Origin of the sequence: Sphingopyxis sp. QXT-31, from assembly GCF_001984035.1 — a bacterium.
GTDB lineage: Bacteria > Pseudomonadota > Alphaproteobacteria > Sphingomonadales > Sphingomonadaceae > Sphingopyxis.
The window spans coordinates 3420079-3443361 of record NZ_CP019449.1 but is presented as its reverse complement, the minus strand read 5'-3'; the positions used below and the strand labels follow the sequence as shown (position 1 = coordinate 3443361).

Here is a 23283-nt window from a genome sequence, read left to right as displayed (position 1 = left end):
GTTTTGAAGGGGTTGTCGATGCCATTGTCTCCCCTCCCGCCTGCGGGAGGGGAGAAACCCTTGCCGCCCTGCACCGGGCACGCCACATCTGCCCCATGCCCCTCCCGCAAATCTTCAACGACTGGTTCGCCGCGCGCGGGTGGCGGGTGCGGCGGCATCAGGCCGATATGCTCGCAGCGGCGGCGCGCGGCGAACATGCCCTGCTCGTCGCAGCGACCGGGGCAGGGAAGACGCTGGCGGGTTTCCTGCCGACGCTGGTCGATCTCACCGCGCATCCGTCGGACCGGCTGCACACGCTCTATGTGTCGCCGCTGAAGGCGCTCGCCGCCGACGTCGAGCGTAACCTGACCGTGCCGGTCGAGGAGATGGGGCTGCCGATCAGCGTCGAGAGCCGCAGCGGCGACACGTCGTCGGACAAGAAGGCGCGCCAGCGCAGCCGACCGCCGAACATATTGCTGACCACCCCCGAATCCTTGTCGCTTCTGCTCTCCTATCCCGACAGTTTCACGATGTTCGCGGACCTCAAGACCGTGGTGATCGACGAGATCCACGCCTTTGCCCCGGGCAAGCGTGGTGATCTGCTGAGCCTTGCACTGGCGCGGCTGCAGCAAATCGCCCCCGCGATGCGCCGCGTCGGGCTGTCGGCGACGATCGCCGATCCGGCGCAATATGCCGGATGGCTGGCGCCCGAGGCGGCGGGCGGGACGGTGACGATCGTCACCGGGGAGGCCGGTGCCGACCCCGATATAGCGATCCTCCTGCCCGAGGGCGCGGTGCCCTGGGCAGGGCATTCGGGGCGCTATGCGGTGCACCAGGTGATGGAGGAGGTCGCGAAGAACCGCACGACGATCATCTTCTGCAACACGCGCGGGCTGGCCGAACTGATCTTCCAGGAATTGTGGAAGGTCAACGACCTGTCGCTGCCGATCGGTATCCACCATGGCAGCCTCGACCGCGAGGCAAGACAAAGGGCGGAAGCCGCGATGGCCGAAGGGCGGCTGCGCGCGCTGGTCGCGACGTCGAGCCTCGACCTCGGGCTCGACTGGGGCGACGTCGATTGCGTGATCCAGATGGGGGCGCCCAAGGGAAGCTCGCGGCTGCTCCAGCGCATCGGGCGCGCCAACCACCGCCTCGACGAGCCGAGCCGCGCGTTGATCGTACCGGGCAACCGCTTCGAATATCTCGAGGCGCAGGCGGCCTTGGACGCCGTGGAAGCGGGCGAGCGCGACGCCGACCGTTTCCGACCCGGCGCGCTCGACGTGCTGGCGCAGCATGTGATGGCGCTCGCCTGCGCGGCGTCGTTCGACGAGGGTGAATTGCTCGCCGAAATCCGCTCGGCTGCGCCCTATCGCTGGATCAACGCGACGACCTTTTCGCGGCTGCTGGGTTTCGTGCGCGACGGGGGTTATGCGCTGAAGAGCTACGACCGCTTCCGCCGCCTCGCGCCCGACGGACCCCCAGGCGAAACGCAGCGCTGGCGCATCGCGCATCCGCGGCTCGCGGCGCAACACCGGCTCAATGCGGGGATCATCGTCGACGCGCCGACGCTCGATGTGCGCTTCAAGAACGGGCGCCGCCTGGGGAGTGTCGAGGAATATTTCGCGAGCACGCTGACTCCGGGCGACACCTTCGCCTTTGCGGGGCTCAGCCTCGAGGTCGAGGCGATCCGCGACACCGACCTGCTGGTGCGCGCGACGACGCGGCCCGCCCGCATCCCCTCCTATGTCGGGGCACGCATGGCGCTGACGACGCGGCTCGCCGACCGGGTGCGGACCTTTCTCGCCGAGCCCGCGAGCTGGACGCGCTTTCCCGAAGATGTGCGCTTCTGGCTGGAGATGCAGCAGCTGCGATCGGTGCTGCCACGCCCCGGCGAATTGCTGGTCGAGACCTTCCCGCACGAGGGCAATCATTATCTCGTCGCCTATCCCTTCGAGGGGTGGAATGCGCATCAGTCGCTGGGCATGCTGATCTCGAAACGCATGGAGCGCGCGGGGCTGCAGCCCTTGGGCTTCGTCGCCTCGGACTATGCGCTGGCGATCTGGTCGCTGCGCCCCGTGACCGATCCCGCAGCGCTGTTCGACGCGGCGATCCTCGAGTACGAGTTCGTCGAATGGGTCGAGGGATCGCACCTCCTGAAGCGCGCCTTCCGCGAGGTCGCGGTGATCGGCGGGCTGATCGAGCGCCAGCATCCGGGCAAGCGCAAGACGGGCAAGCAGGTCACTTTTTCCACCGACCTGATCTTCGACGTGCTGCGCAAGTACGAGCCCGACCATCTTTTGCTCGAGGCGGCCTGGGCCGATGCGCGCGAGCGGCTGACGGATGTGGCGCGCCTCGGCGACCTGCTCGACCGCGCGGCGGGGACGATGCTGCACCAGCGGCTCGAGCGGATCAGCCCGCTGGCGGTGCCGGTGCTGGTGCTGATCGGGCGCGAGAATGTCGCGGCGGCGGATATCGACGACGCGCTGCTGGGCGAGCTGGCCGACGAACTGGCCGCGGCGGCGATGGGTGGAGGGCGGTCGGGTATCGGGCGATAGCGGACGTAACGATCCTCCCCACACGCAGCGATGGGGAGGTGGCAGCCCGCAGGGCTGACGGAGGGGTCGGCGACGTCACAGGTCAGCTCTGCCCCGCAACCCCTCCACCACCGCTTCGCGGCGGTCCCCCTCCCCATCGCTTCGCGTGGGGAGGACCTTTAGGGCAGCTCGCCACCCCAAAACCGTCCCTCCCGATCGCCCTTCCCATAGCCCCCGCCCCGCTTGCCGCGAACCGCGGAGAGGCGTAGACTGGGGACAAATATAATGAGGATGCCCGCGATGACCCATGTTTCGAAGCGGCCGATGATCTGGAGCGCGCTCGCCGCGGCGCCGCTGCTGCTGGGCGCGAGCCAGCCCCCGGCACCCCCGGCGGTGCCCGCCCCCGCCGCAACCCTGATCGACGATCCCGCGCTGACGAGCGAGGTCACGCCCTTCATCCAGCCCTTCGACCTCGACGCGACGCGGCGCATGGCGGTGCAGGTGATGGTCGGCGGGCAGGGGCCCTTTTCCTTCCTGGTCGATACCGGCGCCGAACGCACGGTGATCGCGCGCGAACTCGCCGACCGCCTGGGGCTGGCCGAGGGCGAGAAATTGCGGCTGGCGACGATCGGCAGCTCGGCGGTGGTGACCAGCTACCGCGTCGCGGCGCTGTCGATGACGGGGCTGCACATGACGCCGTTCGATGCCCCCGCCTTTTCGGGACGCCATATCGGCGCGGCCGGGCTGATCGGGGTCGACATGCTCGAAAACCGGCGCATCCTGATCAATTTCCGCAGCGAAAGCATGGAGATACTCGAGACGAGGCGGCGGGCGCGACCGATCATCGACGACGACGACGCGATCGTCGTCACCGCGCGCAACATGGCGGGGCGGCTGATCCTGTCCGACGCGCGCATCGACGGCAAGCGCGTCGATGTGATCGTCGACACCGGGGCGCAGACGAGCGTCGGCAACCTCGCGCTGCAACGGCTGGTCGCATCGCGGCGCCAGCACAGCTTCCCCTTCTTTTCGACGGTGCTGAACGCGGTGTCGGGCGAAGAGGTGCCGGCGACGCGCACCGCGATCAAGCGCATCACGATCAGCGGCGCCGACGTCAACGACCTGCCCGTCTCCTTCGCCGACAGCCAGGCGTTCCGCGCGCTGGGGCTGGAGGAGCGGCCGGCGCTGCTGCTGGGCATGGACAGCCTGTCGCTGTTCGACCGCGTCGAGATCGATTTTCCCAACAAGCGCGTGATCTTCGAACTGCCGACCGGGGCGTCGCGCGAAAACCGCCAGCGTTTCGCCGCCTATTCGCCGCCCCGCGGATAGGCCCGGGCGCGCGGCCCTTGCCGGGGGCAAGCGGCATCGCCATAGCGATGCGATGCCCGCCGCGCCGCATTTCGATTTCGCCGGTCACCACTTCGTCCCGCTCGCCGGGCGCGCGCTGTTCTGGCCGCGCCACGGCGCGCTGATCGTCGCCGACCTGCACCTCGAAAAGGCGAGCTGGTACGCGGCGCACGGCCAGCCGCTTCCGCCCTATGACAGCCACGACACGCTCGACCGGCTGGCGCGGCTCGCCGCCGAGACCGGGGCCCGCGCGATCTGGTGCCTCGGCGACAGTTTCCACGACCGCGCCGCGGCGGAGCGCATCGCGCCCGCGGTCGCCGAGCGGCTGCTGCGCCAGACGGGCAGCGTGCGGCTGACCTGGATCGCGGGCAACCACGACGGGCTGGCCGGCGGCGCGTGGGGCGGCGCGGTCGCCGACGAGATCGAGGTCGACGGGATCGTTTTTCGCCACCAATCTATGGACGGCGAGACGCGGCCCGAAGTATCGGGGCATTTCCACCCCAAGCTGCGCCTCCAGCTGCGCGGGCGGCTCGTATCGCGGCCGTGCTTCGCGGGCGATGCGCAGCGGCTGATTCTGCCCGCTTTCGGCAGCCTGACCGGCGGGCTCGACGTCGGCGACGAGGCGATCGCAGCCAATTTTGCCGGCGATTATCGCGCAATGCTGGTCGCGGGCGGAAAATTGCTGTCGCTGCGCTGCGGCGCCCATGCCGCCGATGACGTTACGGCAATGCCGCGCCGCGCCCGATAGCGCCGAAATCCGGGCTTTACAGCCTGTGACACAAATGCATCACCCGCCGAAAACATCGCGCAAATGCAGCGCCTCGGCTGGATCGCCGCATAATTATGCGTATGAATAGGCGCTAATAAAAACAACGAAATGTTGAGAGGAGTGCCCGAAATGAAATCCTATACCCTTTGTGCTGCCCGCCTTCTGCGCACCAGTGCGCTCGGCGCCTCGCTGGCGATCGTCAGCATGGCGGTCCCCGCCTTCGCGCAGGAGAGCGATACCCCCGCCGACACCGCGACCACCGACGACGCCGGCGACAGCGAAATCGTCGTCACGGCGCAGGGCCGCTCGCAGCGGCTGGCCGACGTCCCCGTCGCCATCTCGGCGGTCAATGCCGAGGTGCTACAGAACAGCGGCGCCAACGACATCCGCCAGCTCAACCAGGTCGCGCCGTCGCTGCTCGTCTCGTCGACCGGATCGGAAGCCAATGGTTCGGCGCGTATCCGCGGCATCGGCACCGTCGGCGACAACCCCGGCCTCGAAAGCTCGGTCCCGGTGTTCATCGACGGCGTCTATCGCTCGCGTTCGGGCATCGGGCTCAACGAGCTCGGCGAGATCGACCGCGTCGAGGTGCAGCGCGGCCCGCAGGGCACCCTCGGCGGCCGCAACTCGTCGGCGGGCCTGATCAGCATCTATTCGAAAAAGCCCGACTTCAACTTCGGCGCCACCGCCGAAGCGACCTATGGCAATTATGACTATTTCCGCCTCGGCGGCAGCATCACGGGGCCGATCACCGACACGATCGCCGCGCGCCTCGACGGCATCTGGGTCAAGCGCGACGGCTTCTATCGCGACGCCGCGAACAACACCGACGTCAACGACCGCGACCGCTATTTCGTGCGCGGCCAATTGCTGTTCGAGCCAACCGACGCGCTGTCGATCCGGCTGATCGCCGACTATACGTTCCGCGACGAAAAATGCTGCGGCGCGGTCTATATCGACAACAGCGTCAATCCCTTCATCGGCAATCTCAACAACCCGTCGACGCCGCTTTCGACCGGCGCAGGCGGAACGCCGCCGAACCTGCCGCAGGCGAACGGCAACAACATCATCAACGTGCTGCGCGACCTCGGCCAGTCGCTGTCCGCCTTCAACCAGGGCTATGGCCGCAACCTGTCGGTCACCCCGGGGCGCAGCTATGCCGGCGAGACCAAGGATTATGGTTTCTCGGCGCAGATCGATTATGACCTCGGCGGCGCGACGCTGACCTCGATCACCGGTTACCGCGAATATCGGTCGGGGCAGGCGGGCGACGTCGATTACGGCACGGTCGACATCCTCTATCGCGCCGAGGACGACGACGCCTATCGCCAGTTCCACACCTTCACCCAGGAAGTGCGCCTGCAGGGCGAAGCGTTCGACGGCAAGCTCGACTGGCTGGTCGGCGGCTTCTATGCCAACGAGCGCCTGACGGTTCGCGACAATCTGCGTTTCGGCAACCAATATGGCCGCTTTGCCGCCTGTCGCCTGATTTCGGGCGGCGCGCTTGCAGGGCTCTATTCGCCGACCTCGGCGGGCTGCGTCGCGGCGCGGCCGCCGGCATTCGGCGCGGCATCGCCCGCGATCTACGCCGCGCTCGACCAGCTCGACGGCATTCGCGACAAGGGCAGCATCAACGACCGCTATTTCCAGAAGGACACCAATTGGGCGCTGTTCACGCACAATATCGTCCACATCACCGACCGGCTCGATCTGACGCTGGGTGTCCGTTACACCCACGACACGAAGAATTTCGATGCGACCTTCACCAACGACAACACCGCGTGCGTCAACGTCCAGAATCTGGTCGGCGGTTTCACCGGCGTTCAGGCGCTGGCGGCGGTGTCGCAGGGGCTGATCGGACTGGCCTGTCAGGGCAATTCGACCGCCGAACTCAATGGCGTGTCGATCAACGACAAGCGCAGCGAGGACGAATGGACCGGTACCGCGATCCTGTCGTACAAGCCGATCGACGACCTGCTGCTCTATGCGAGCTTCGCGCGCGGCTACAAGGCGGGCGGGTTCAACCTCGACCGCTCGGCGCTCAAGGCGCCACTCGTATCCTTCGCCTCGGTGGGCGGGGCGCAGGCGCTGGTCGGCAATCTGCAGTTCGACCCCGAACTGGTCGACAGCTATGAAATCGGCGCCAAATATGCGACCGGCCCGTTCAGCCTGAGCCTGTCGGCCTTCCGGTCGGACTTCAGCAACTTCCAGCTGAATACCTTCAACGGTACGGTCTTCCTGGTCCAGACGATCAACGGCTGTAGCGACCTGGTCGGCGGCCCCGACGCCGATACCGACCTCAGCTCGGCGACCGGAACCTGCGCCGCAGGCGATGTCGGCTATGGCGTGCGCACCCAAGGCGTCGAAATCGAGGCGCAGCTGGTTCCGGCCCCCAATTTCCGCATGGCCGCCGGCCTGACCTATGCCCGCACCAAATATCGCGGCGACCTGGTCGGCAACAAGTCGGGCGCGCCGCTCGACGCCGCGCTGCGCAAGCTGCCCGGCGACAATCTGTCGAACGCGCCCGAACTGGTCGCCACCGGCAGCGTGACCTGGACCCCCGAGCTGGGCAGCAGCGGGCTCACCGGTCTCGTCTATATCGATGGCCGCATGACCAGCGATTACAACACCGGCTCCGACCTGTTCCCGCAGAAGGAACAGAATGGCTATGCGCTGTTCAACGCGCGTGTCGGCGTGCGCGGCCCCGACGAGAAATGGGGCGTCGAACTGTGGGCGCAGAATATCTTCAACAAGAATTATGCGCAGGTCGCGTTCAACTCGCCGTTCCAGGCGGGCACGACGTCGGCCCCCTTCACCGACCCGCAATATCCGGGCGGACGCCAGATCTTCTCGCAGTTCCTGGCCGAACCCAGGACCTATGGCGTGACGCTGCGCGGCAAGTTCTAAGCCGCACAGCCCGCTTTTCGGGACTTTCAAGCCCGCCCGCATCCCACCGGATGCGGGCGGTTTTTGATTTTGGCATCGGCCGAAAATCTGTTATCATCACTGAGAATAAAATAAGCTTGGTGGGAGGATGACATGAAAAAGGCCGACAGGAGAATTGCGCGTTTCGCCCGTGGCGGTGCGGCAGGGGCCGCGCTCGCAGTGGCGCTGATCGCGGTACCGAGCTACGCGCAGGACACGGCCGCCTCCGCGGCCGAGACCGACGAAGATACGATCATCGTCACCGCGACGCGGCGCAGCGAATTGCTGTCCGACGTGCCGATCGCGGTGTCGGCGGTATCGGGCGACACGCTGGAAAAGACCGGCGCCACCGACGTGCGCGCGCTGGGCCAGGTCGCCCCGTCGCTGCTCGTCTCGGGCGCGACGAGCGAGGTCAATTTTACCGCGCGTATCCGCGGCATCGGCACCGTCGGCGAGAACCCGGGTCTAGAGAGTTCGGTCGGGCTGTTCATCGACGGCGTCTATCGCAGCCGCACCGGGGTCGGCCTGTCCGAACTGGGCGATATCGAGCGCGTCGAGGTGCTGCGCGGTCCGCAGGGAACCTTGTTCGGGCGCAACTCGACCGCGGGGCTGATCAACATCGTGACCAAGGGTCCCGACATGACCGGCTTCGGCGCCAAGGCGTCGGCGAGTTACGGCAACTATGATTATTGGCGCGTCGACGGCATGGTCAACGCCCCGCTGGGCGACACGGCCGCGGTGCGCATCGACGGCGTCTGGCAGAAGCGCGACGGCTTCATCAAGAACGTCACCCCGGGCGAGCCCGACATCAACGACCGCGACCGCTGGCTGGTGCGCGGCCAGCTGGCGTTCGAGCCCAACGACAGCCTGAAGGTACGGCTGATCGCCGACTACAGCGAGCGCAAGGAAAATTGCTGCGGCGGCATCCTGCTGAACCCGGTGCGCAACCTGGCGCGCGGCCCCGACGGCTTTCCCGTCGCGTCGGCGAACACGCTGCTGCCGCTGCTGCTCGCGCTCGGATCGAACCACCAGCAGGCCCCCGCGGGGACAAGCTTCGTGCGCCGCCAGGCGACGACCCCCGGGGTGACCTATCGTTCGGACACCAAGGATTGGGGTGTTTCGGGCGAGGTCAGCTGGGACCTGGGCGGTGCGTCGCTGACCTCGATCACTGCCTATCGCGATTACAAGAATGCGCAGGGGCAGGACGCCGACTTCAACGCGCTCGACATATTGCGGCGCACCGATCTCGACCGCCGCTTCCGGCTGTTCACGCAGGAACTGCGGCTGCAGGGCGAGGCGTTCGACGGGCGGCTCGACTGGCTGGTCGGCGGCTATTACGCCAACGAGCGGCTCGATGTCGACGACGACATCGTCTATGGCGCCAATTACGAGAAATTCGCCAATTGCCTGCTCTTCGCGCAGGCGCTGCCGACCGCGGTGCTGCCGAGCAACGCCAGCTGCGTGAACGTCCCGGTGGTGCAGGGAACGATCGCCGGACTGTCGGCGCTGCCGATCGGCGATCCGCGGCGCGCGTCGATCCCGCTGTTGTCGGCGCTGATCGCCAACCCGGCGCGGCCGGGCTTCGGTTCGCTCGCCGCGGCGCTCGGCCAGCCGAACCTCGCGATCAACGGCACCGGCAACCAGGGCTCGACCTTCGAGCAGAAGAGCCGCAATTTCGCGGTCTTCACGCACAACAGCTTCGACATCATCGAGGACCGGCTGACGCTGACCGTCGGCGCGCGCTACACCAGCGAGCGCAAGGCGCTGGATGCCGACGCCAATTTCAACAACGGCATCTGCTCGCTGATCGTCAATTCGCCCTTCCAGTCGCTCGCCTCGCTGCCGTGCGTGATCAACGGCACCGCGCCCGACCTGCCCGCGGGCAGCGCGGGGACCAAGTTCAAGGACAATGAATGGACCGGCACGGTGGTGCTGAGCTGGAAACCGACCGACGACCTGCTCGTCTATGGCTCGGCGTCGAAGGGTTACAAGGCGGGGGGCTTCAACCTCGATTTCTCGGCGCTCGACCGGCCGTGCAACACCGCGTTCGACGCCGCCTGCGCCGCAAGGCTCGCGCTGCCCGCGAACACCCCGGGCAACGGCCGCGCCGAGGCGAGCGATTTGCAATTCGCGAGCGAGAAGGTCGACGCCTATGAATTCGGGGTCAAATATGACGGCGACGGCGTCGATGTGAACCTGGCGGCTTTCTACCAGGAATATAGCAATTACCAGCTCAACACCTTCAACGGCGTCAATTTCGAGGTCACCAATATCCAGGCGTGCAAGACCGACCTCGCCGGTGCCGACAGCGACGGATCGGCGACGACGGGGGCCTGCGCGCCCGACCAGCTGAAGCCCGGGGTGCGCGCCAAGGGGATCGAGATCGAGACCTTTCTGCGCCCGGCGCGCTATTTCACGGTCAATATGGGGCTGACCTATGTCGATACCCTCTATCGCCGCAACCTGGTGGGCACCGGGGGCCGGCCGCTGTCGCCGGTGCTGTTCCAGCTGCCCGGGCGGAGCGTATCCAATTCGTCCCAATATGTCGCGACCGCGGGGATCAGCTGGACCCCGCCGATCGGCAATTCGGGGCTGACCGGGCTCGTCTATTTCGACACCCGCCTGCAGAGCGATACCAACACCGGATCGGACCTCGACGTAGAGAAAATTCAGGACGGCTTCGCGGTGTTCAACGGGCGGCTCGGTATCTACGGCGCCGAGCGGCGCTGGGGCGTCGAGCTCTGGGCGCAGAATATCTTCAACAAGACATATTATCAGATCGGCGCCGACATGCCGCTGCAGGGCGGCGGCACCTTCCGCGCCGTCGCCGCACCGGCATCGAGCGGGCTGGCGGGGACGGCGAACCAGCTGTTCGTCGGCTTTCCGGGCGAACCGCGGACTTATGGCCTGACGTTGCGCGGGCAGTTCTGATCCGGGCTCTCCCCCCGCCCCGCGAGGGGTGGGGCGGGAGGTCCGCCGCGGTCAGGGCACGGCCGCGGCGGGCCCAGGCCCGGGGAACGGAGGCTCGCGCATAATCCGCCGCTTGACTCATTTCGACATTTAGCTAAATGTCGATTCATGAGCCAGGTCTTCCGCGCCCTTTCCGATCCGACGCGCCGCCGCGTGCTGCAACTGCTGCGCGCGGGGCCGATGAGCGCAGGCGAACTCAGCGACCAGTTCGCGGTATCGAAGCCGACGATGTCCGCGCATTTCGCGGTGCTGCGCGAGGCCGATCTGGTCCACGCCGAAAAGACGGGCAAGTCGGTCGTCTATCATCTGAAGCTCTCGGTGCTCGAGGAAGCATTGCTCGGCTTCGTCCATTCGTTCGGGCTCGGCGCCGATGCGCCCGCGCCCGAACCCCATGCACCCAAGGAGAATGCGCGATGAACAAGGACATCAAAGGCGGCCTCGCCTGGGGCGGGGGCATCATCGCGCTGGCGCTCGGTGCGACCGCGTTGCGCCAGTTCGGCTACATCGACGCCGACACCATGACGCGCGTCGTCGTCGGGATCAACGGCATCATGATCGCCTGGTATGGTAATCGCATGCCCAAGACACTGGCACCAGGCAACATCGCCCGCCGCGTCCAGCGGGTCGGCGGCTGGGCCTTCGTCCTGAGCGGGCTCGTCTATGCGGCGCTCTGGGCCTTTGCGCCGATCGACGTCGCGGTCGGCGGCGGCTGCGCCGCAGTGCTCGGCGGGATGGCGGTGACGCTGGCCTATTGCCTGTCGCTGCGCCGCAGGGCGAAGGCCGCCTGAGCCGCCTTACCGAGCCCGCGCCGCCTGATGCGCGATGTCGGTGACCAGTTTCCTGAACAGCACCGCCCCCGCGGTGCCCGACGCCTTCAGCGCGCGTTCGCAGTCGAGCAGCCGGCTCATCAGCCGCGCGATGCGCACCGAATCCCAGATGTGGAGCTGCGCGGTCACCGCGCTTTGCTCCTTCCAGAATACGCCGCTGCTGCGCGCCGACACCACCGTCGCAGGATGCGCGCCCGCATCGACCTCGGCGCGGAGGCGCGCGAGCTGCGTCGCCCGGATCGCCAACGCGCGGATCAAGCGGATCTCGGCGACGCCGACCGCCGCCGCCTGCGCGAGCATCGCGGGCAGCTCGCGCACCTTGCCGCCGAGTGCGATGTTGATGCACTCGCTGACATCCTCCTCGTGCGTCGCGGCGCCCAATGCGGCGAGATCGGCGGCAGTGACCTGGCGCTGGCGGTCGGGGCCCGCGTCGAGGTAGAGCGCGATCTTCTCGAGCTCGCGGCGCATCAGCGCCTGGTCGCCCGAGACGAGGTCGACGAGCAATTGCGCCTCGGCATTGCCGAGCCGGAGGCCCTGCTGCTCGGCCGCCGACATCGCGATGCCGACCAGCGCGCGGCGGTCGGGCTGGTAACAGATCGCTGCGACCGCACTGCTCGATCCCTCGATCAGCTTGACCAGCTTCGACTTGGCGGTGACCGAGGCGCCGGTTGCGATCACCGGGTTGATCGCATTCTCGGTCGCCAGCAAGGCTTCGACGGCGGCGAGGCAGTCGTCGCCGCTGCCGCTGATTTCGAGGCGGATGATCCGCGCGCTCGAAAAGAGCGACATCGACGCGGCCTCGGCGGCGAGCAGCGAGGGGTCCTGGTTCATCTGCGACGAGGTCAGGTCGAGCCGCTCGGCCTCCTTGCCCGCGAGGCCGACCAGCCGCGCGGCGAGCGTTTCCATCGTCGCTTCGTCGGGCCCGATGAGCAGGGTGAGGCGGACCGCGGGGTCGAGCCGGCTGACGCGTTCGAGCTCGGCGGGCTTGACGCTCTTCACAGGCCCGGGGCGGCGGGGGCGTCGGGGGTGCGGCCGCCGCCGCGGTCGGCGAAGACCGCGATGCGCGCGACGATCTGGTCGGCGACCGCCTGCGACAGGCGTTCGAGCGCGGTCGATTCGGCGGCGATCGTCGCATATTCGCTGCCGACGACGTCGATCCCCGCGTCGGAGAAGGCGGTCGCGTCGAGCAGCACCTGGCCGCTGCCCGCATCGACGAGCTGGTATCGCGCACGCAGGGTGCGGCGCTCGCGCGTCACGGCATCGTCGGCGCGCACGCCGAAGCCGGTGATGCTGTCCTCAAGCCGCACGTCGAGGCGCAGGCGCTTGCCCGCGCCCTGTCCGTTCTGCGCCGCGACGAGCCGGTCGCGCAGCGCGTTGCGCACAAGCCAGCCGTTGTGGCCCTCGATCGGCGCGACGTCGATATCGGCAAGGATCGTCGCCACCGCGCCGTCGCTGCCGCTGGCGTAGAGCGGACGCAGGCCGCAGCCGCCGAGGAGCAGCGACGCGGCGACGATCGAGGCAGTGACAAGCTTATGCATCGCGAACATCCATGCCTCTAATCCCCGTTCGTGTCGAGCGAAGTCGAGACACGCCGAGGGCGGCGCCGGACGTCCCTCGACTTCGCTCGGGACGAACGGAGGTAGGGCGCATAGGTTCCGCGGCCCGCCGGTCAGGGAACGATGTTCACGAGCCGGTCGGGCACGACGATCACCTTGCGCGGCGCAGCGCCGCCGAGCAGCTCGGCGATCCGCGGGCGCGCGAGCGCGGCGGCTTCGAGGTCGTCCTTGGCCGCGCCTTTCGCCGCGGTCATCGTGTCGCGCAGCTTGCCCGCGACCTGGATCGCGATCGTCACCTCGTCGTCGACGAGCAGCGCCGGATTGGCGGTCGGCCAAACGGCGTCGGCGATCATCGCGGTCGAGCGCTGGCCCTCGGGCAGCGCCGCCCAGGCCTCCTCGGCGAGGTGCGGCAGCATCGGCGCGACGAGCAGGATCAGGTTGCGGCACGCCTCGGCGCGGGTCGCCGACGGCGGCGCCTTTTCGATGTCGTTCGCAAGCGCGTGGATCTTGGCCACGGCCTTGTTGAAACCCAACGCCTCGATATCGGCGGCGACGCCGGCGATCGTCTGGTGCAGCTTGCGGGCAAGGCCCTTATCCTCGGCGCCGTCGCCGACCTTGTCGGTGTCGCCGGAAATCCGCCACAGCCGCTGGACGAAGCGCCACGCGCCTTCGATCCCCGCCTCGCTCCACGGCAGGTCGCGCTCGGGCGGGCTGTCGGAGAGCATGAACCAGCGCGCGGCGTCGGCACCATATTGGTCGAGAATGGCGTCGGGATCGACGACATTCTTCTTCGACTTCGACATCTTGATCACGCGGCCGACCTGCACCGGCGTGCCTTCGCTGTTCAGCGTCGCGCCGTCGGCGGTGCGGGTGATTTCCTCCGGCGTGAAGAAGATCGGCGGCAGGCCTTCGCCCTGCTCGCGGCTGTAGGTCTCGTGCGTCACCATGCCCTGCGTAAACAGGCTGGCGAAGGGCTCCTGGATGTCGATCATCCCGAGCTTGTTCAGCGCGCGCGTCCAGAAGCGCGCGTAGAGCAGGTGGAGGATCGCATGCTCGATGCCGCCAATATATTGGTCGACGGGCAGCCAGCGGCGGATCACCTCGGGATCGAAGGGCTTGTCCGACGGGGCCGAGGCGAAGCGCAGGAAATACCAGGACGAATCGACGAAGGTGTCGAGCGTGTCGGTTTCGCGCACCGCTTCGCCGCCGCACGACGGGCAAGCGACGTGCTTCCACGTCGGATGGCGGTCGAGCGGATTGCCGGGGACCGAGAAATCGGCGTCCTCGGGCAGCACGACGGGGAGCTGGCTCTTGGGCACCGGCAGCAGGCCGCAGGCGTCGCAATGGATGAAGGGGATCGGCGTGCCCCAATAGCGCTGGCGCGAGACGCCCCAGTCGCGCAGGCGCCACACGGTCGTGCCCTTGCCCCAGCCCTCATGCTCGGCGCGCGCAATCACGGCGGCCTTGGCCTCGTCGATCGTCATGCCGTCGAGGAAGTGGCTGTTCACCAGCTTGCCGGGTCCGGTGTAGGCCTCGTCGCCGGTGAAATGCTGCGCGGTCTCGTCGCCGTCGGCAATCACGCGGTGGACCTGCAGCCCGTATTTATGCGCAAAGTCGAGGTCGCGCTGGTCGTGCGCAGGGCAGCCGAAGATCGCGCCGGTGCCATAGTCCATCAGCACATAGTTCACGACCCAAACCGGCAGATGCCAGTTGGGATCGAGCGGATGCTCGACCGCGAGGCCCGTGTCGAAACCCAGTTTCTCGGCCGTGTCGATCTGCTCGGCGGCGGTGCCCTGGCGGCGGCATTCCTCGATGAACGCCGCGAGCTCGGGCGAATCCTTCGCGAGCTTCTCGGCCAACGGGTGATCGGGCGAGACCGCCGCGAAGCTCGCGCCATAAAGGGTGTCGGGGCGCGTCGTGAAGACGTCGAAACCCGGCGCGCCGCCCGCCATGCGGAAGCTGAACTCCAGCCCCTGCGACTTGCCGATCCAGTTTTCCTGCATCAGCCGGACCTTGTCGGGCCATTTGTCGAGGCTCTGCAGCCCTTCGAGCAATTCGTCGGCGAAGTCGGTGATCTTGAGGAACCACTGCGACAGCTTTTTCTTCTCGACCAGCGCGCCCGAGCGCCAGCCGCGCCCGTCGATCACCTGCTCGTTGGCGAGCACGGTCATGTCGACGGGGTCCCAGTTGACGTAGCTTTCCTTGCGCGTGACGAGGCCGTGCGCGAACAGGTCGAGGAACAGCGCCTGTTCCTGCCCATAATAATCGGGCTCGCACGTCGCGAGCTCGCGGCTCCAGTCGATCGCGAGGCCGAGGCGCTTCAGCTGGCTGCGCATCGCGGCGATATTGTCGCGCGTCCAGCCGCCGGGGTGCACGCCCTTTTCCATCGCCGCGTTTTCCGCGGGCATGCCGAAGGCATCCCAGCCCATCGGGTGGAGCACGTCGTGCCCGGTCATGCGCTTGAAGCGCGCGAGCACATCGCCCATCGCATAGTTGCGGACATGCCCCATATGGATGCGCCCCGACGGATAGGGGAACATCTCGAGGATATAGGCCTTGGGCTTGCCGTCGGTATCGGTGGTGGCGAAGCTGTTCGCCGCCTCCCACGCCTTTTGCCAGCGGGCGTCGGCGGCGAGAGCGCCAAAGCGCGGTTCGCGGGTCATTCGTTCTCTACCCTGTCTGTCTGGCGGCGCGCGTCCGCGCCCGGAAATTAGCCCTCGAAGGCCGAACGGCGCAGGTCGCGGGCGCGGGTGAGGATGATTTCCTCGAGCTTCTGCACCGTCGCCGCCTGCACCGGGGCATCGACCCAGGTGCCGCCCTGCGCGACCTGGCGCGAGGCCGCGACGCGCAGCGCGTCGGCGCGCAGGTCGCGGTCGAGGATCGACACGGTGACCTTCATCCGCTCGTTCGGGTTGCCCGGGTTCGCATACCAGTCGGTGATGATCACCCCGCCCGACGAATCGGCCTGGAGCAAGGGCATGAACGACAACGCATCGAGCGAGGCGCGCCACAAATAGCTGTTCACGCCGATGGTGGTGACCTGCGACGCGGCGAGATCGGCGCGCGGCCGTTCCTTGCCGCCGCACGCCGCAAGGCCGAGCGCAGCGACGCCGAGCAGCGCGAGCGTGGCGGTACGGCGACCGGTCAGGGCAAGGACGGAAAGCTTGGACATGCCGAAACACCTTATCAAAATGGCGCGGGCGACCGCCGCGCTGCTAAAGAATTGCGAGCGTCTCTATCGCGCCTCTCGCGCGGCGGCAAGCGCGGCAATGCGCTTGTTTGCGCCGTTCATCGGGGAGTCAGGTGGCGGCCCCACTGTGGTCATCGCGCAACAGGCCCGTAAAAATCAGGGCCTAAAGATTTGCTTTGGCGCGAATCACTGGAAAAGTCGGCGCAAGGGGCCTATCTGGGCTGGGTACTGGGATTGGAGTCGCAGACAATGCCGCGCACATCGCGCCATTTCTGGAAAGCAGGGGTCGTCGTTCTGGCGGCCGTTCCGCTTGCCCTGCCCCCCCCGCTCGCCGCGATGAGCCGCGCTGACCGCATCCGCGAAACCTCGCTGTCGGACACCTTGCTGGGGCAGTTCACCCCGGCATCGGGCGATCCGCGCCTGATCGCGCGCTACGCCAAGGTGTCGGCCGACGCGCGCCGCAGCTTCAGCTTCACCCCCGCGCTGACCGACGAGAATCGCGGCAACCGCGCAATCACCGTGGTCGTGCGCAGCCGCGACGAATCGTCGAGCGCCGCGCTGACCACCGCGCTCGCGCAGGGCCGCAAGGCGCCCGTCGCGATTACCCCCGTCGCCTATAACCTCGGCGCATCGGTCGGGTTCGAGAAATTCGTCACCCCGGCGCTGCCGCGCGGGCTCGACCTGCGCAACCTGCCGCAGGCGAAGGCGCCCGAGCAGAATGAAAAGAAATCGCGCTTTGCGACGCGGATGCTCGCGCAGCCCAGCGATCCCGCCGGCGCGACCGACCGGCTGACCGCGCCCGGTGACGACCAGACGGTCGATGTCGTCAGCAGCTATCGCGTGACCAAGAACCTCGATGTCACCGCGGGCGTGCGCTACAAGAGCGACGACGGCGTCCAGCCGCTGACCGACGCCCGCCGCGACAGCCAGGCGGTCTATGTGGGCACCGCGTTCCGCTTCTAAACGCGCGGCGTTTCGTTTCCTTATTATTGCTAAACGAGCGGTGACTTCAGCTTCTTCGTAGCTGGTTGTCGTCAAGATCCTCCCCATCGCGCAGCGTTGGGGAGGGGGACCGCTTGCGAAGCGAGTGGTGGAGGGGTCGGCAACGTGGCGCCATTACCCCTCCGTCAGCGCTTCGCGCTGCCACCTCCCCATCGCTTCGCGTGGGGAGGACCTTTGCGGCCGCTCCCGCCCGCTCCTCTCATCCACGCATCGATTCCCGCCCAACCGGGCGTGAGGCCGCTCGCCGCACTGGCTCGGCGGAGCCCGCAGGCACGCTTCGCGGTCATGCCGCCGAGTGCGACGGAGTGCGCGCCGGTGAGTCGCGCGAGGCGTAGCCAGGCCTTTTGCCCGAGCGCAGGGGCGCCGGCGTGCGAGCCCGTCGTGTGGAGCGGCGAGACGAAGGCCAGGTCGGCGTTGGCGCGCCGCGCGGCGCGGGCTTCGCGAGCATCGTGCACGGGCATCGAGACGATCAGGCCGAGACGTTGCGCCTGCGCCGCCTGCTTCGCCGATGGCTGGCGCAGGTGGACCCCAGCGGCGCCCCAGCGCCGCGCGAGCGCGGGCGAGCCGGCGAGCAGCAGCAGATGCCCGGTGCGCGCGAGGCGGCGCGCGAGGCGCCAGCGCCGGCCCGGCGCCAGATCGTCGTGGCGCAGCACGATGCCGCTCCCCGGCGGCAGCGCCGCGACCGCCACGAACAGCGCGTCGCCGAGCCGCGCATCGGTGAACAGCCAGATCAACGGCAAGGGCGAGGGGTGGCGCCGGGGCATCGGCTTTTCTATAGGCGCGTCGCCGCCGCGCGCAACGCGCCGCCGCCAGCGAAGGATCAGCGATGGAAGACGCAGCGCAGCGATTGGCCGAAGTCGAAGCGGGAATCGCCGCCGCCGCGGCGCGCGCCGGGCGCAAGGCGTCCGACGTGACGCTGATCGCGGTGTCGAAGACGCATGACGCCGACGCGATCCGCCCGCTGATCGCCGCCGGCCAGCGCCATTTCGGCGAGAATCGCGTGCAGGAGGCTGCGGGCAAATGGCCCGCGCTGCGCGCCGACACGTCGGATATCACGCTCCACCTGATCGGCCAGCTGCAGTCTAACAAGGCCGAGGAGGCGGTGGCGCTATTCGACGCGATCCATTCGCTCGACCGCCCGTCGCTGGTGCAGGCACTCGCGAAGGCGTGCGCGAAGGCGGGCAAGCAGCCTCAGCTTTTCGTCCAGGTCAACATCGGCGACGAAGAACAGAAGGGCGGCTGCGCGGTCGCCGACCTGCCCGCGCTGCTCACCGAAGCGGCCGACGCGGGGCTGAAAATCAAGGGCCTGATGGCGATCCCGCCCGCCGATGTCGCGCCCACCCCCTATTTCGCGCTGCTCGACGAACTCGCCGAACGCCACGGCCTGCCTTTGCGCTCGATGGGGATGAGCGGCGACTATGAAGGCGCGGTGATGCTCGGCGCGACGCATGTGCGCGTCGGGACGGCGTTGTTCGGGGGGCGGGACTGAGGGGCGTCGCGGCGTTAGCGGACATCCCTTCTTCGTCACCCCGGACTCGATCCGGGGTCCCGCTTAGCAACGTCGCGAGATAGACTTCACGCAAAGGCGCAAAGAAGAAGACCGCGACCGCAAGGTCGCCTTTCCATCATCGCCGCATCGGGTTGCAACGTCGAACGAACAAGCCGCTTCGCGGCCAGCACGACCTCTTCGTGCCTTTGCGCCTTTGCGCGAGACAAGAATAACCGGACGCATCGGACGACACAACCGCAACGTCGGCAAGCGACCGATGTCAGACATTGCTCTGTTGATCGCGCGGGCTACTATGTCGCTATGAAATCCAGCGAGCTACCCATCTACTTTCGCTTGCCGTGGCCAGAGGGCGAGGTTCCGGCGAACGAACCCTCGTGGCTGTATTACGAGATCGACAAGGACAACGATGCCGTCCGTCGATCCATAGAAGTCTTTCCCGACGGCCGCATCACCCGAAATAGCATCGAGATCGAGGAGCGTGACGGCAGGCCGTGCCCGTCGCTAATCGATACTTCTCTTGATGACGGCTTTGGCGATGGGGAGCCTTTGGCGATGACTGAGGCTGAGTTTGAAGACTTGTGGCAACGAGGTGTCGACACTCCGTTCTGGAATGTCCGCTAACCACCCCAAAGCCGACGCCACCCTATTCATATTCCACCGTCACCGGAATCCGCCCGCGATAGTCGCCGTCGTCGAGCCCGGCGATCTGGAGCCGGCCGCCGAAGCGGAATTGCAGCCGCCCGTCGGAGCCGAGGCGCGGTGCGGCGGAGAGGTTGGTGACGAGGCCGCTGACGCGCGCGCTGCGGCCCCGGTCGCCTTCGAGATCGACGCTGGTCGGCAGGATCACACGCACCGCGGCGCCGGGTTCGCCGGTGACCGTCACAATGCCGGTGACCGCGAAGCCGCCGAGGTCGACGACGTCGCCGCTGAGCCGCCGCGCGCCCGACAGCGGGTCGAGCTCGACCGCGCCGCCCATCGCGCCGACCGCGACGCGGCTGAAATCGAGCTGGGTTTCGACCTCGACGCGCAGCGGCATCTCGGCCTGGCGGGCGGCGCTCGCGCCCGATGCGCCGTCCGCTCCGCACAGCAGGCATTGCGCCGAGACCGGTGTCGATGCGGCCAGCATGGCAAGGGCAAGGAAAAGGCGCGGTCCCACGCCTGTGCGATAGCCGTTTCATGGTTAAGCCGCGGTAAAGGGGCGAAGGCGCTTATCCGCTGGCGACTCCCCCGCTTTTGGCCCAAAGGAGCGCCATGCTCCCCGCTCCCCCCGCCTGGCTCAACGCGCTCGCCACCGCGACGCCCGATCACGATATCCATCACGCCTTCATCGACTGGGCGACGCCGCGCGTTGCCGACGAGCGGACGCGCGCGCTCTTTGCGCGCATGGCCGCGCGCTCGGGCATCGACCATCGCTGGTCGGTCCTGCCGCCGACTGCCGACGGCGGATCGCCGGTCGCGCGCGGGGGTTTCTACGACGTGCCCGGCCTGCCGCCGACCTCGGTGCGTATGGCGGCCTATGCAAAGCATGCGCCCGAACTGGCGCTGCAGGCGATCGCGGAGCTCGGCGACGCTTTCGACCCCGCGCGCGTTACGCATCTGGTGGTCGCGAGCTGCACCGGCTTCGTCGCGCCAGGGATCGACCAGATCATCGCGCGCAGGCTGGGCCTCCCGCCGACCGTCGAACGCGTGCTGATCGGCTTCATGGGCTGTTACGCCGGGGTCACGGCGCTCCGCAACGCGCGCCACATCGTGCGGTCGGAGCCCGAGGCCGTCGTGCTTGTGGTGAGCGTCGAGCTCTCGACCTTGCACCTCAGCCTCGCCGACCAGCCCGAACCGCTGCTCGCGATGCTCCAGTTCAGCGACGGCGCCGCGGCGGGGATCGTCTCGGCCGAGCCCGGCGGGCTCGCGCTCGGCGAGGGCCGCAGCCTCGCGCTAGAGGCGAGCGAAGACCTCATCCGCTGGGATATCGGCGACAAGGGGTTCGAGATGCAGCTGTCGGGCGAGGTGCCGGGGCGGCTGCGTGCAGCGCTCGGCGAGCCGGGGGTGCAGGCGCAATTGTTCGGCGGCGACGCGCCAACGCTGCTCGCGGTGCACGCGGGCGGGCGCTCGGTGCTCGACGCGGTCGAGTCGGCGCTGCACGTGCCCGCCGACGCGCTCGCCGACAGTCGCGCGGTACTCGCGGCGTGGGGCAATATGTCGTCGGCGACGATCCTCTTCGTGCTCGCGCGGATGATGGAACGGCAGGCGCAGGGCGAGGGGATCGCGATCGCCTTCGGCCCCGGGCTCGCCGCCGAAGCAATCCGCTTCACCGCATCATGAACCCCTTCGCCAGCCTCGCCGCGCCGATGGAGGCCGAGGAGGAGATGGATGCGGTCGAACTGCCGCCCGCGCGCTACGCCAGGGTGCTCGCCGACCTGTCGCGGATCAACGCGCTGACGCTCGCGGCGCGGCCGACTTTGGGGTTTCTGGAGCGGGTGCGGGCGCGCGGGATCGGCAGCAAGCCGTGGCGAATCCTCGACGTCGGCTTCGGCGCGGGCGACATGCTGGCGCGGATCGCGCGCTGGGGCGACAAGCGCGGCATCACGCTCGATCTCGTGGGGGTCGATCTTAATCCGAAGAGTGCGCCCGTTGCCGCAGCGCGGCTCGGCGAGCGGGCACGGCTGGTCACCGGCGATTATCGCGACCTCTCGGGCGAGGGGTGGGACATCGTGATGTCGAGCCTCGTCACACATCATATGACGCCGGACCAGCGCGGCGAGTTCCTGCGCTTCATGGAGAAGGAGGCCGCGCGTGGCTGGCTGGTCAACGACCTCCACCGCCGGCGGCTGCCCTTCGCGGGCTATCCCTTGCTCGCCACGCTGGCCTTGGTCGACCCGATCGTGCGGCGCGACGGGCAGCTCTCGGTCGGGCGGAGCTTTCGCCGGACCGAATGGGCCGCGATGCTGAGCGAAGCGCTGCCCGCCGTGGCGGATGATTGCCGCATCTTTCGCAGCTTCCCCTACCGCCTCTGCGTCGAGCGCATCCGGTGACCGACGCGATCGTAATCGGCGCTGGACCCGCCGGGTCGGCGGCGGCGATCGGGCTGGCGCGCGCCGGGGCCAAAGTACAACTAATCGAACGCACGCGCGAAACGGGCGACGCTTTGTGCGGGGGATTTCTGAGCTGGCAGACGCTGGCGCGGCTCGAAGCGCTCGGGATCGATAGCGCGGCGCTCGGGGGGCAGCGCGTGACCTGCGTGCGCCTGTTCGCGGGCCGGCGCTCGAGCGAAACACGGCTGCCCGAGGCCGCCTTGGGCGTGTCGCGCCACCGGCTCGATTCGGTGCTGCAAGACGCGGCGATGGCGGCCGGGGCCGGTCTGGAGCGCGGCGTCCACGCGACGGGCATCGCCGACGGCGGTGTGCAGACGCGCGACGGGGCGGTGCTGGATGCCCCGGCAATCTTCCTCGCCGCGGGCAAGCATGGTTTCCGGGGATTTCCGCGCGAGCCTGCCGCCTGGCAGCGCGAAGACCCGGTCATGGGACTGCGGCTGCGGCTGCCCGCGCATCCGGCGCTCGATCGGCTGGTCGGCGAAGCGGTCGAGCTGCATCTCTTCGACCGCGGTTACGCCGGGCTGGTGCGGCAGGAGGACGGCAGCGGAAACCTGTGCCTCGCGGTGCATAAGTCGCGGCTCGACGAAGCCGGTGGCGAGCCCGCCGCGCTGCTGCGCATGCTCGGCGACGCGCTGCCGCAGCTCGGCGAGCGGCTTGGCTTTGCCGACTGGTCGTACAGCGTCGATGCGATCGGCCATGTCCCCTATGGCTGGCGCACCGCCGACGCCGCGCCCGGGCTGTTCCGCCTCGGCGACCAGGCGGGGGTGATCCCGAGCCTGGCGGGCGAGGGCATGGGGCTCGCGGTCGCCAGCGCCGAGGCCGCGGTGGCGGCATGGCGGCGCGGCGGCGGCGACGCGGCGCCCGACTATCAGCGCGGACTCGCGGCGCGCATGGCGCGGCCCTTTGCGCTGGCCAATCTGATATGGCGCCTGGGCGAAAATCCGCGCAGCGCGCCCGCAATTACCGCGGCGGCGTCACTTTTTCCGTCTTTGGTGCGAAGTGCATCGCGAACGACGCGCATCCGCGGCAGTTGAACCCCCTGCCCCTTGCGGCGGCGCGTGTCCCGACCGATATTATCCACAGGAAAACGGCGCCCCCGCGGGGCCCGTCAACAGGAGATCATCCGATGACCGATCCCAACACCAAGAAGCTCGACCCGATGGCGCACCATGTGCTGCGCGAGGGCGGCACCGAGCGCGCCTTCACCGGCAAATATACCGACCACAAGGGCGACGGCGTCTATCATTGCGCTGGCTGCGGTGCGCCCCTGTTCGACAGTCGCACCAAGTACAACAGCGGGTCGGGCTGGCCGAGCTATACCGCGCCCGCCGCCGATGCCGCGGTGACCGAGCTGACCGACACCAGCCACGGCATGGTCCGCACCGAAGTGCGCTGCGCGAAATGCGAAGGCCATCTCGGCCATGTCTTCCCCGATGGTCCTGGGCCCGAGGGGCTGCGCTACTGCATCAACAGCGCGGCGCTTGACTTCGCGGACCGCGGGCAGGATGACGCAGTCACCGGCGAGGGTTGACCACCGACCCTCGCTGCTGACGCGTACAGGGGCGCAGCGAGGGAAGGACATCGG

20 protein-coding genes are annotated in these 23283 nt (G+C 68.2%); 14 read left to right on the top strand and 6 right to left on the bottom strand.

Annotation, left to right across the window (positions count from 1 at the left end; all coding sequences use genetic code 11):
• Positions 1 to 95: 95 nt before the first annotated feature.
• The 7 genes from BWQ93_RS16610 (at position 96) to BWQ93_RS16580 (ending at position 11312) form a co-directional block, all read left to right on the top strand.
• Positions 96 to 2534: a ligase-associated DNA damage response DEXH box helicase gene (locus BWQ93_RS16610; protein WP_077031471.1), complete on the top strand. Its 2439-nt coding sequence runs from the start codon at positions 96 to 98 to the stop codon at positions 2532 to 2534.
• Between the two features lie 279 nt (positions 2535 to 2813).
• Positions 2814 to 3842, top strand: a complete 1029-nt coding sequence (locus tag BWQ93_RS16605) for a retroviral-like aspartic protease family protein (RefSeq protein ID WP_077032477.1) — start codon at positions 2814 to 2816, stop codon at positions 3840 to 3842.
• A gap of 52 nt (positions 3843 to 3894) precedes the next feature.
• Positions 3895 to 4608, top strand: coding sequence for a ligase-associated DNA damage response endonuclease PdeM (gene pdeM / locus BWQ93_RS16600; protein WP_077031470.1), 714 nt, complete (start codon positions 3895 to 3897; stop codon positions 4606 to 4608).
• Between the two features lie 150 nt (positions 4609 to 4758).
• Positions 4759 to 7536: a TonB-dependent receptor gene (locus BWQ93_RS16595; protein ID WP_077031469.1), complete on the top strand. Its 2778-nt coding sequence runs from the start codon at positions 4759 to 4761 to the stop codon at positions 7534 to 7536.
• A 132-nt stretch (positions 7537 to 7668) separates the two neighbouring features.
• Complete coding sequence (locus tag BWQ93_RS16590; RefSeq protein WP_077031468.1) at positions 7669 to 10485, top strand: TonB-dependent receptor; 2817 nt, start codon at positions 7669 to 7671, stop codon at positions 10483 to 10485.
• 147 nt (positions 10486 to 10632) lie between these two features.
• On the top strand, positions 10633 to 10941 hold the full coding sequence (locus tag BWQ93_RS16585) for an autorepressor SdpR family transcription factor (RefSeq protein ID WP_077031467.1): 309 nt from the start codon (positions 10633 to 10635) through the stop codon (positions 10939 to 10941).
• Positions 10938 to 11312 carry an SdpI family protein gene (locus BWQ93_RS16580; RefSeq protein ID WP_198040406.1) on the top strand — a complete coding sequence of 125 codons (375 nt, stop codon included), beginning with the start codon at positions 10938 to 10940 and terminating at the stop codon, positions 11310 to 11312. The genes BWQ93_RS16585 and BWQ93_RS16580 overlap by 4 nt, the downstream gene beginning before the upstream one ends.
• A 6-nt stretch (positions 11313 to 11318) precedes the next feature.
• Here BWQ93_RS16580 and holA read toward each other — a convergent pair whose 3' ends face one another.
• From holA to BWQ93_RS16560, 4 genes are all read right to left on the bottom strand, one after another.
• Complete coding sequence (gene holA / locus BWQ93_RS16575) at positions 11319 to 12350, bottom strand: DNA polymerase III subunit delta (RefSeq protein ID WP_077031466.1); 1032 nt, start codon at positions 12348 to 12350, stop codon at positions 11319 to 11321.
• Positions 12347 to 12889, bottom strand: a complete 543-nt coding sequence (gene lptE / locus BWQ93_RS16570) for an LPS assembly lipoprotein LptE (protein ID WP_077032475.1) — start codon at positions 12887 to 12889, stop codon at positions 12347 to 12349. Before lptE ends, holA begins: the two co-directional genes overlap by 4 nt.
• A 131-nt stretch (positions 12890 to 13020) precedes the next feature.
• Positions 13021 to 15570, bottom strand: a complete 2550-nt coding sequence (gene leuS, locus BWQ93_RS16565) for a leucine--tRNA ligase (RefSeq protein ID WP_077031465.1) — start codon at positions 15568 to 15570, stop codon at positions 13021 to 13023.
• Positions 15571 to 15617: 47 nt separating this feature from the next.
• Positions 15618 to 16079, bottom strand: coding sequence for a DUF3576 domain-containing protein (locus tag BWQ93_RS16560; RefSeq protein WP_077031464.1), 462 nt, complete (start codon positions 16077 to 16079; stop codon positions 15618 to 15620).
• A gap of 267 nt (positions 16080 to 16346) precedes the next feature.
• Between BWQ93_RS16560 and BWQ93_RS16555 the strand changes: the two genes are divergently transcribed.
• On the top strand, positions 16347 to 17060 hold the full coding sequence (locus tag BWQ93_RS16555) for a hypothetical protein (protein ID WP_077031463.1): 714 nt from the start codon (positions 16347 to 16349) through the stop codon (positions 17058 to 17060).
• A 164-nt stretch (positions 17061 to 17224) separates the two neighbouring features.
• On the opposite strand, the gene BWQ93_RS16550 is transcribed toward BWQ93_RS16555, so the two are convergent.
• Entirely contained in the window at positions 17225 to 17863 is a 639-nt protein-coding gene (locus BWQ93_RS16550; protein WP_077031462.1) for a thiamine phosphate synthase, read from the bottom strand.
• Positions 17864 to 17925: 62 nt separating this feature from the next.
• On the opposite strand from BWQ93_RS16550, the gene BWQ93_RS16545 reads away from it, so the two are divergent.
• Together BWQ93_RS16545 and BWQ93_RS16540 are read left to right on the top strand one after the other, a co-directional pair.
• The gene (locus BWQ93_RS16545; protein WP_077031461.1) at positions 17926 to 18588 is read left to right on the top strand and encodes a YggS family pyridoxal phosphate-dependent enzyme; all 663 of its coding nucleotides are present in this window, start codon (positions 17926 to 17928) and stop codon (positions 18586 to 18588) included.
• Positions 18589 to 18909: 321 nt separating this feature from the next.
• Positions 18910 to 19230, top strand: a complete 321-nt coding sequence (locus tag BWQ93_RS16540; RefSeq protein ID WP_077031460.1) for a DUF6881 domain-containing protein — start codon at positions 18910 to 18912, stop codon at positions 19228 to 19230.
• A 22-nt stretch (positions 19231 to 19252) separates the two neighbouring features.
• Here BWQ93_RS16540 and BWQ93_RS16535 read toward each other — a convergent pair whose 3' ends face one another.
• Positions 19253 to 19765: a DUF4402 domain-containing protein gene (locus BWQ93_RS16535; RefSeq protein ID WP_232314639.1), complete on the bottom strand. Its 513-nt coding sequence runs from the start codon at positions 19763 to 19765 to the stop codon at positions 19253 to 19255.
• A 95-nt stretch (positions 19766 to 19860) separates the two neighbouring features.
• Here BWQ93_RS16535 and BWQ93_RS16530 point away from each other — a divergent pair, with 95 nt between their 5' ends.
• The 4 genes from BWQ93_RS16530 (at position 19861) to msrB (ending at position 23229) form a co-directional block, all read left to right on the top strand.
• On the top strand, positions 19861 to 20928 hold the full coding sequence (locus BWQ93_RS16530) for a type III polyketide synthase (RefSeq protein WP_077031458.1): 1068 nt from the start codon (positions 19861 to 19863) through the stop codon (positions 20926 to 20928).
• Positions 20925 to 21638, top strand: coding sequence for a methyltransferase domain-containing protein (locus BWQ93_RS16525; protein ID WP_232314638.1), 714 nt, complete (start codon positions 20925 to 20927; stop codon positions 21636 to 21638). Before BWQ93_RS16530 ends, BWQ93_RS16525 begins: the two co-directional genes overlap by 4 nt.
• Entirely contained in the window at positions 21635 to 22732 is a 1098-nt protein-coding gene (locus BWQ93_RS16520; RefSeq protein ID WP_156878269.1) for an NAD(P)/FAD-dependent oxidoreductase, read from the top strand. The genes BWQ93_RS16525 and BWQ93_RS16520 overlap by 4 nt, the downstream gene beginning before the upstream one ends.
• Positions 22733 to 22824: 92 nt before the next feature.
• Entirely contained in the window at positions 22825 to 23229 is a 405-nt protein-coding gene (gene msrB, locus BWQ93_RS16515; protein ID WP_077031457.1) for a peptide-methionine (R)-S-oxide reductase MsrB, read from the top strand.
• Positions 23230 to 23283 lie beyond the last annotated feature (54 nt).

Excerpts from the sequence above, each read along its gene's own strand:
- BWQ93_RS16610 (WP_077031471.1), top strand. The coding sequence starts at position 96 with ATGCCCCTCCCGCAAATCTTCAACGACTGGTTCGCCGCGCGCGGGTGG.
- BWQ93_RS16605 (WP_077032477.1), top strand. The coding sequence starts at position 2,814 with ATGACCCATGTTTCGAAGCGGCCGATGATCTGGAGCGCGCTCGCCGCG.
- pdeM (WP_077031470.1), top strand. The coding sequence starts at position 3,895 with ATGCCCGCCGCGCCGCATTTCGATTTCGCCGGTCACCACTTCGTCCCG.
- BWQ93_RS16595 (WP_077031469.1), top strand. The coding sequence starts at position 4,759 with ATGAAATCCTATACCCTTTGTGCTGCCCGCCTTCTGCGCACCAGTGCG.
- BWQ93_RS16590 (WP_077031468.1), top strand. The coding sequence starts at position 7,669 with ATGAAAAAGGCCGACAGGAGAATTGCGCGTTTCGCCCGTGGCGGTGCG.
- BWQ93_RS16585 (WP_077031467.1), top strand. The coding sequence starts at position 10,633 with ATGAGCCAGGTCTTCCGCGCCCTTTCCGATCCGACGCGCCGCCGCGTG.
- BWQ93_RS16580 (WP_198040406.1), top strand. The coding sequence starts at position 10,938 with ATGAACAAGGACATCAAAGGCGGCCTCGCCTGGGGCGGGGGCATCATC.
- lptE (WP_077032475.1), bottom strand. The coding sequence starts at position 12,889 with ATGCATAAGCTTGTCACTGCCTCGATCGTCGCCGCGTCGCTGCTCCTC.
- leuS (WP_077031465.1), bottom strand. The coding sequence starts at position 15,570 with ATGACCCGCGAACCGCGCTTTGGCGCTCTCGCCGCCGACGCCCGCTGG.
- BWQ93_RS16560 (WP_077031464.1), bottom strand. The coding sequence starts at position 16,079 with ATGTCCAAGCTTTCCGTCCTTGCCCTGACCGGTCGCCGTACCGCCACG.
- BWQ93_RS16555 (WP_077031463.1), top strand. The coding sequence starts at position 16,347 with ATGCCGCGCACATCGCGCCATTTCTGGAAAGCAGGGGTCGTCGTTCTG.
- BWQ93_RS16550 (WP_077031462.1), bottom strand. The coding sequence starts at position 17,863 with ATGCCCCGGCGCCACCCCTCGCCCTTGCCGTTGATCTGGCTGTTCACC.
- BWQ93_RS16545 (WP_077031461.1), top strand. The coding sequence starts at position 17,926 with ATGGAAGACGCAGCGCAGCGATTGGCCGAAGTCGAAGCGGGAATCGCC.
- BWQ93_RS16540 (WP_077031460.1), top strand. The coding sequence starts at position 18,910 with ATGAAATCCAGCGAGCTACCCATCTACTTTCGCTTGCCGTGGCCAGAG.
- BWQ93_RS16530 (WP_077031458.1), top strand. The coding sequence starts at position 19,861 with ATGCTCCCCGCTCCCCCCGCCTGGCTCAACGCGCTCGCCACCGCGACG.
- BWQ93_RS16525 (WP_232314638.1), top strand. The coding sequence starts at position 20,925 with ATGAACCCCTTCGCCAGCCTCGCCGCGCCGATGGAGGCCGAGGAGGAG.
- msrB (WP_077031457.1), top strand. The coding sequence starts at position 22,825 with ATGACCGATCCCAACACCAAGAAGCTCGACCCGATGGCGCACCATGTG.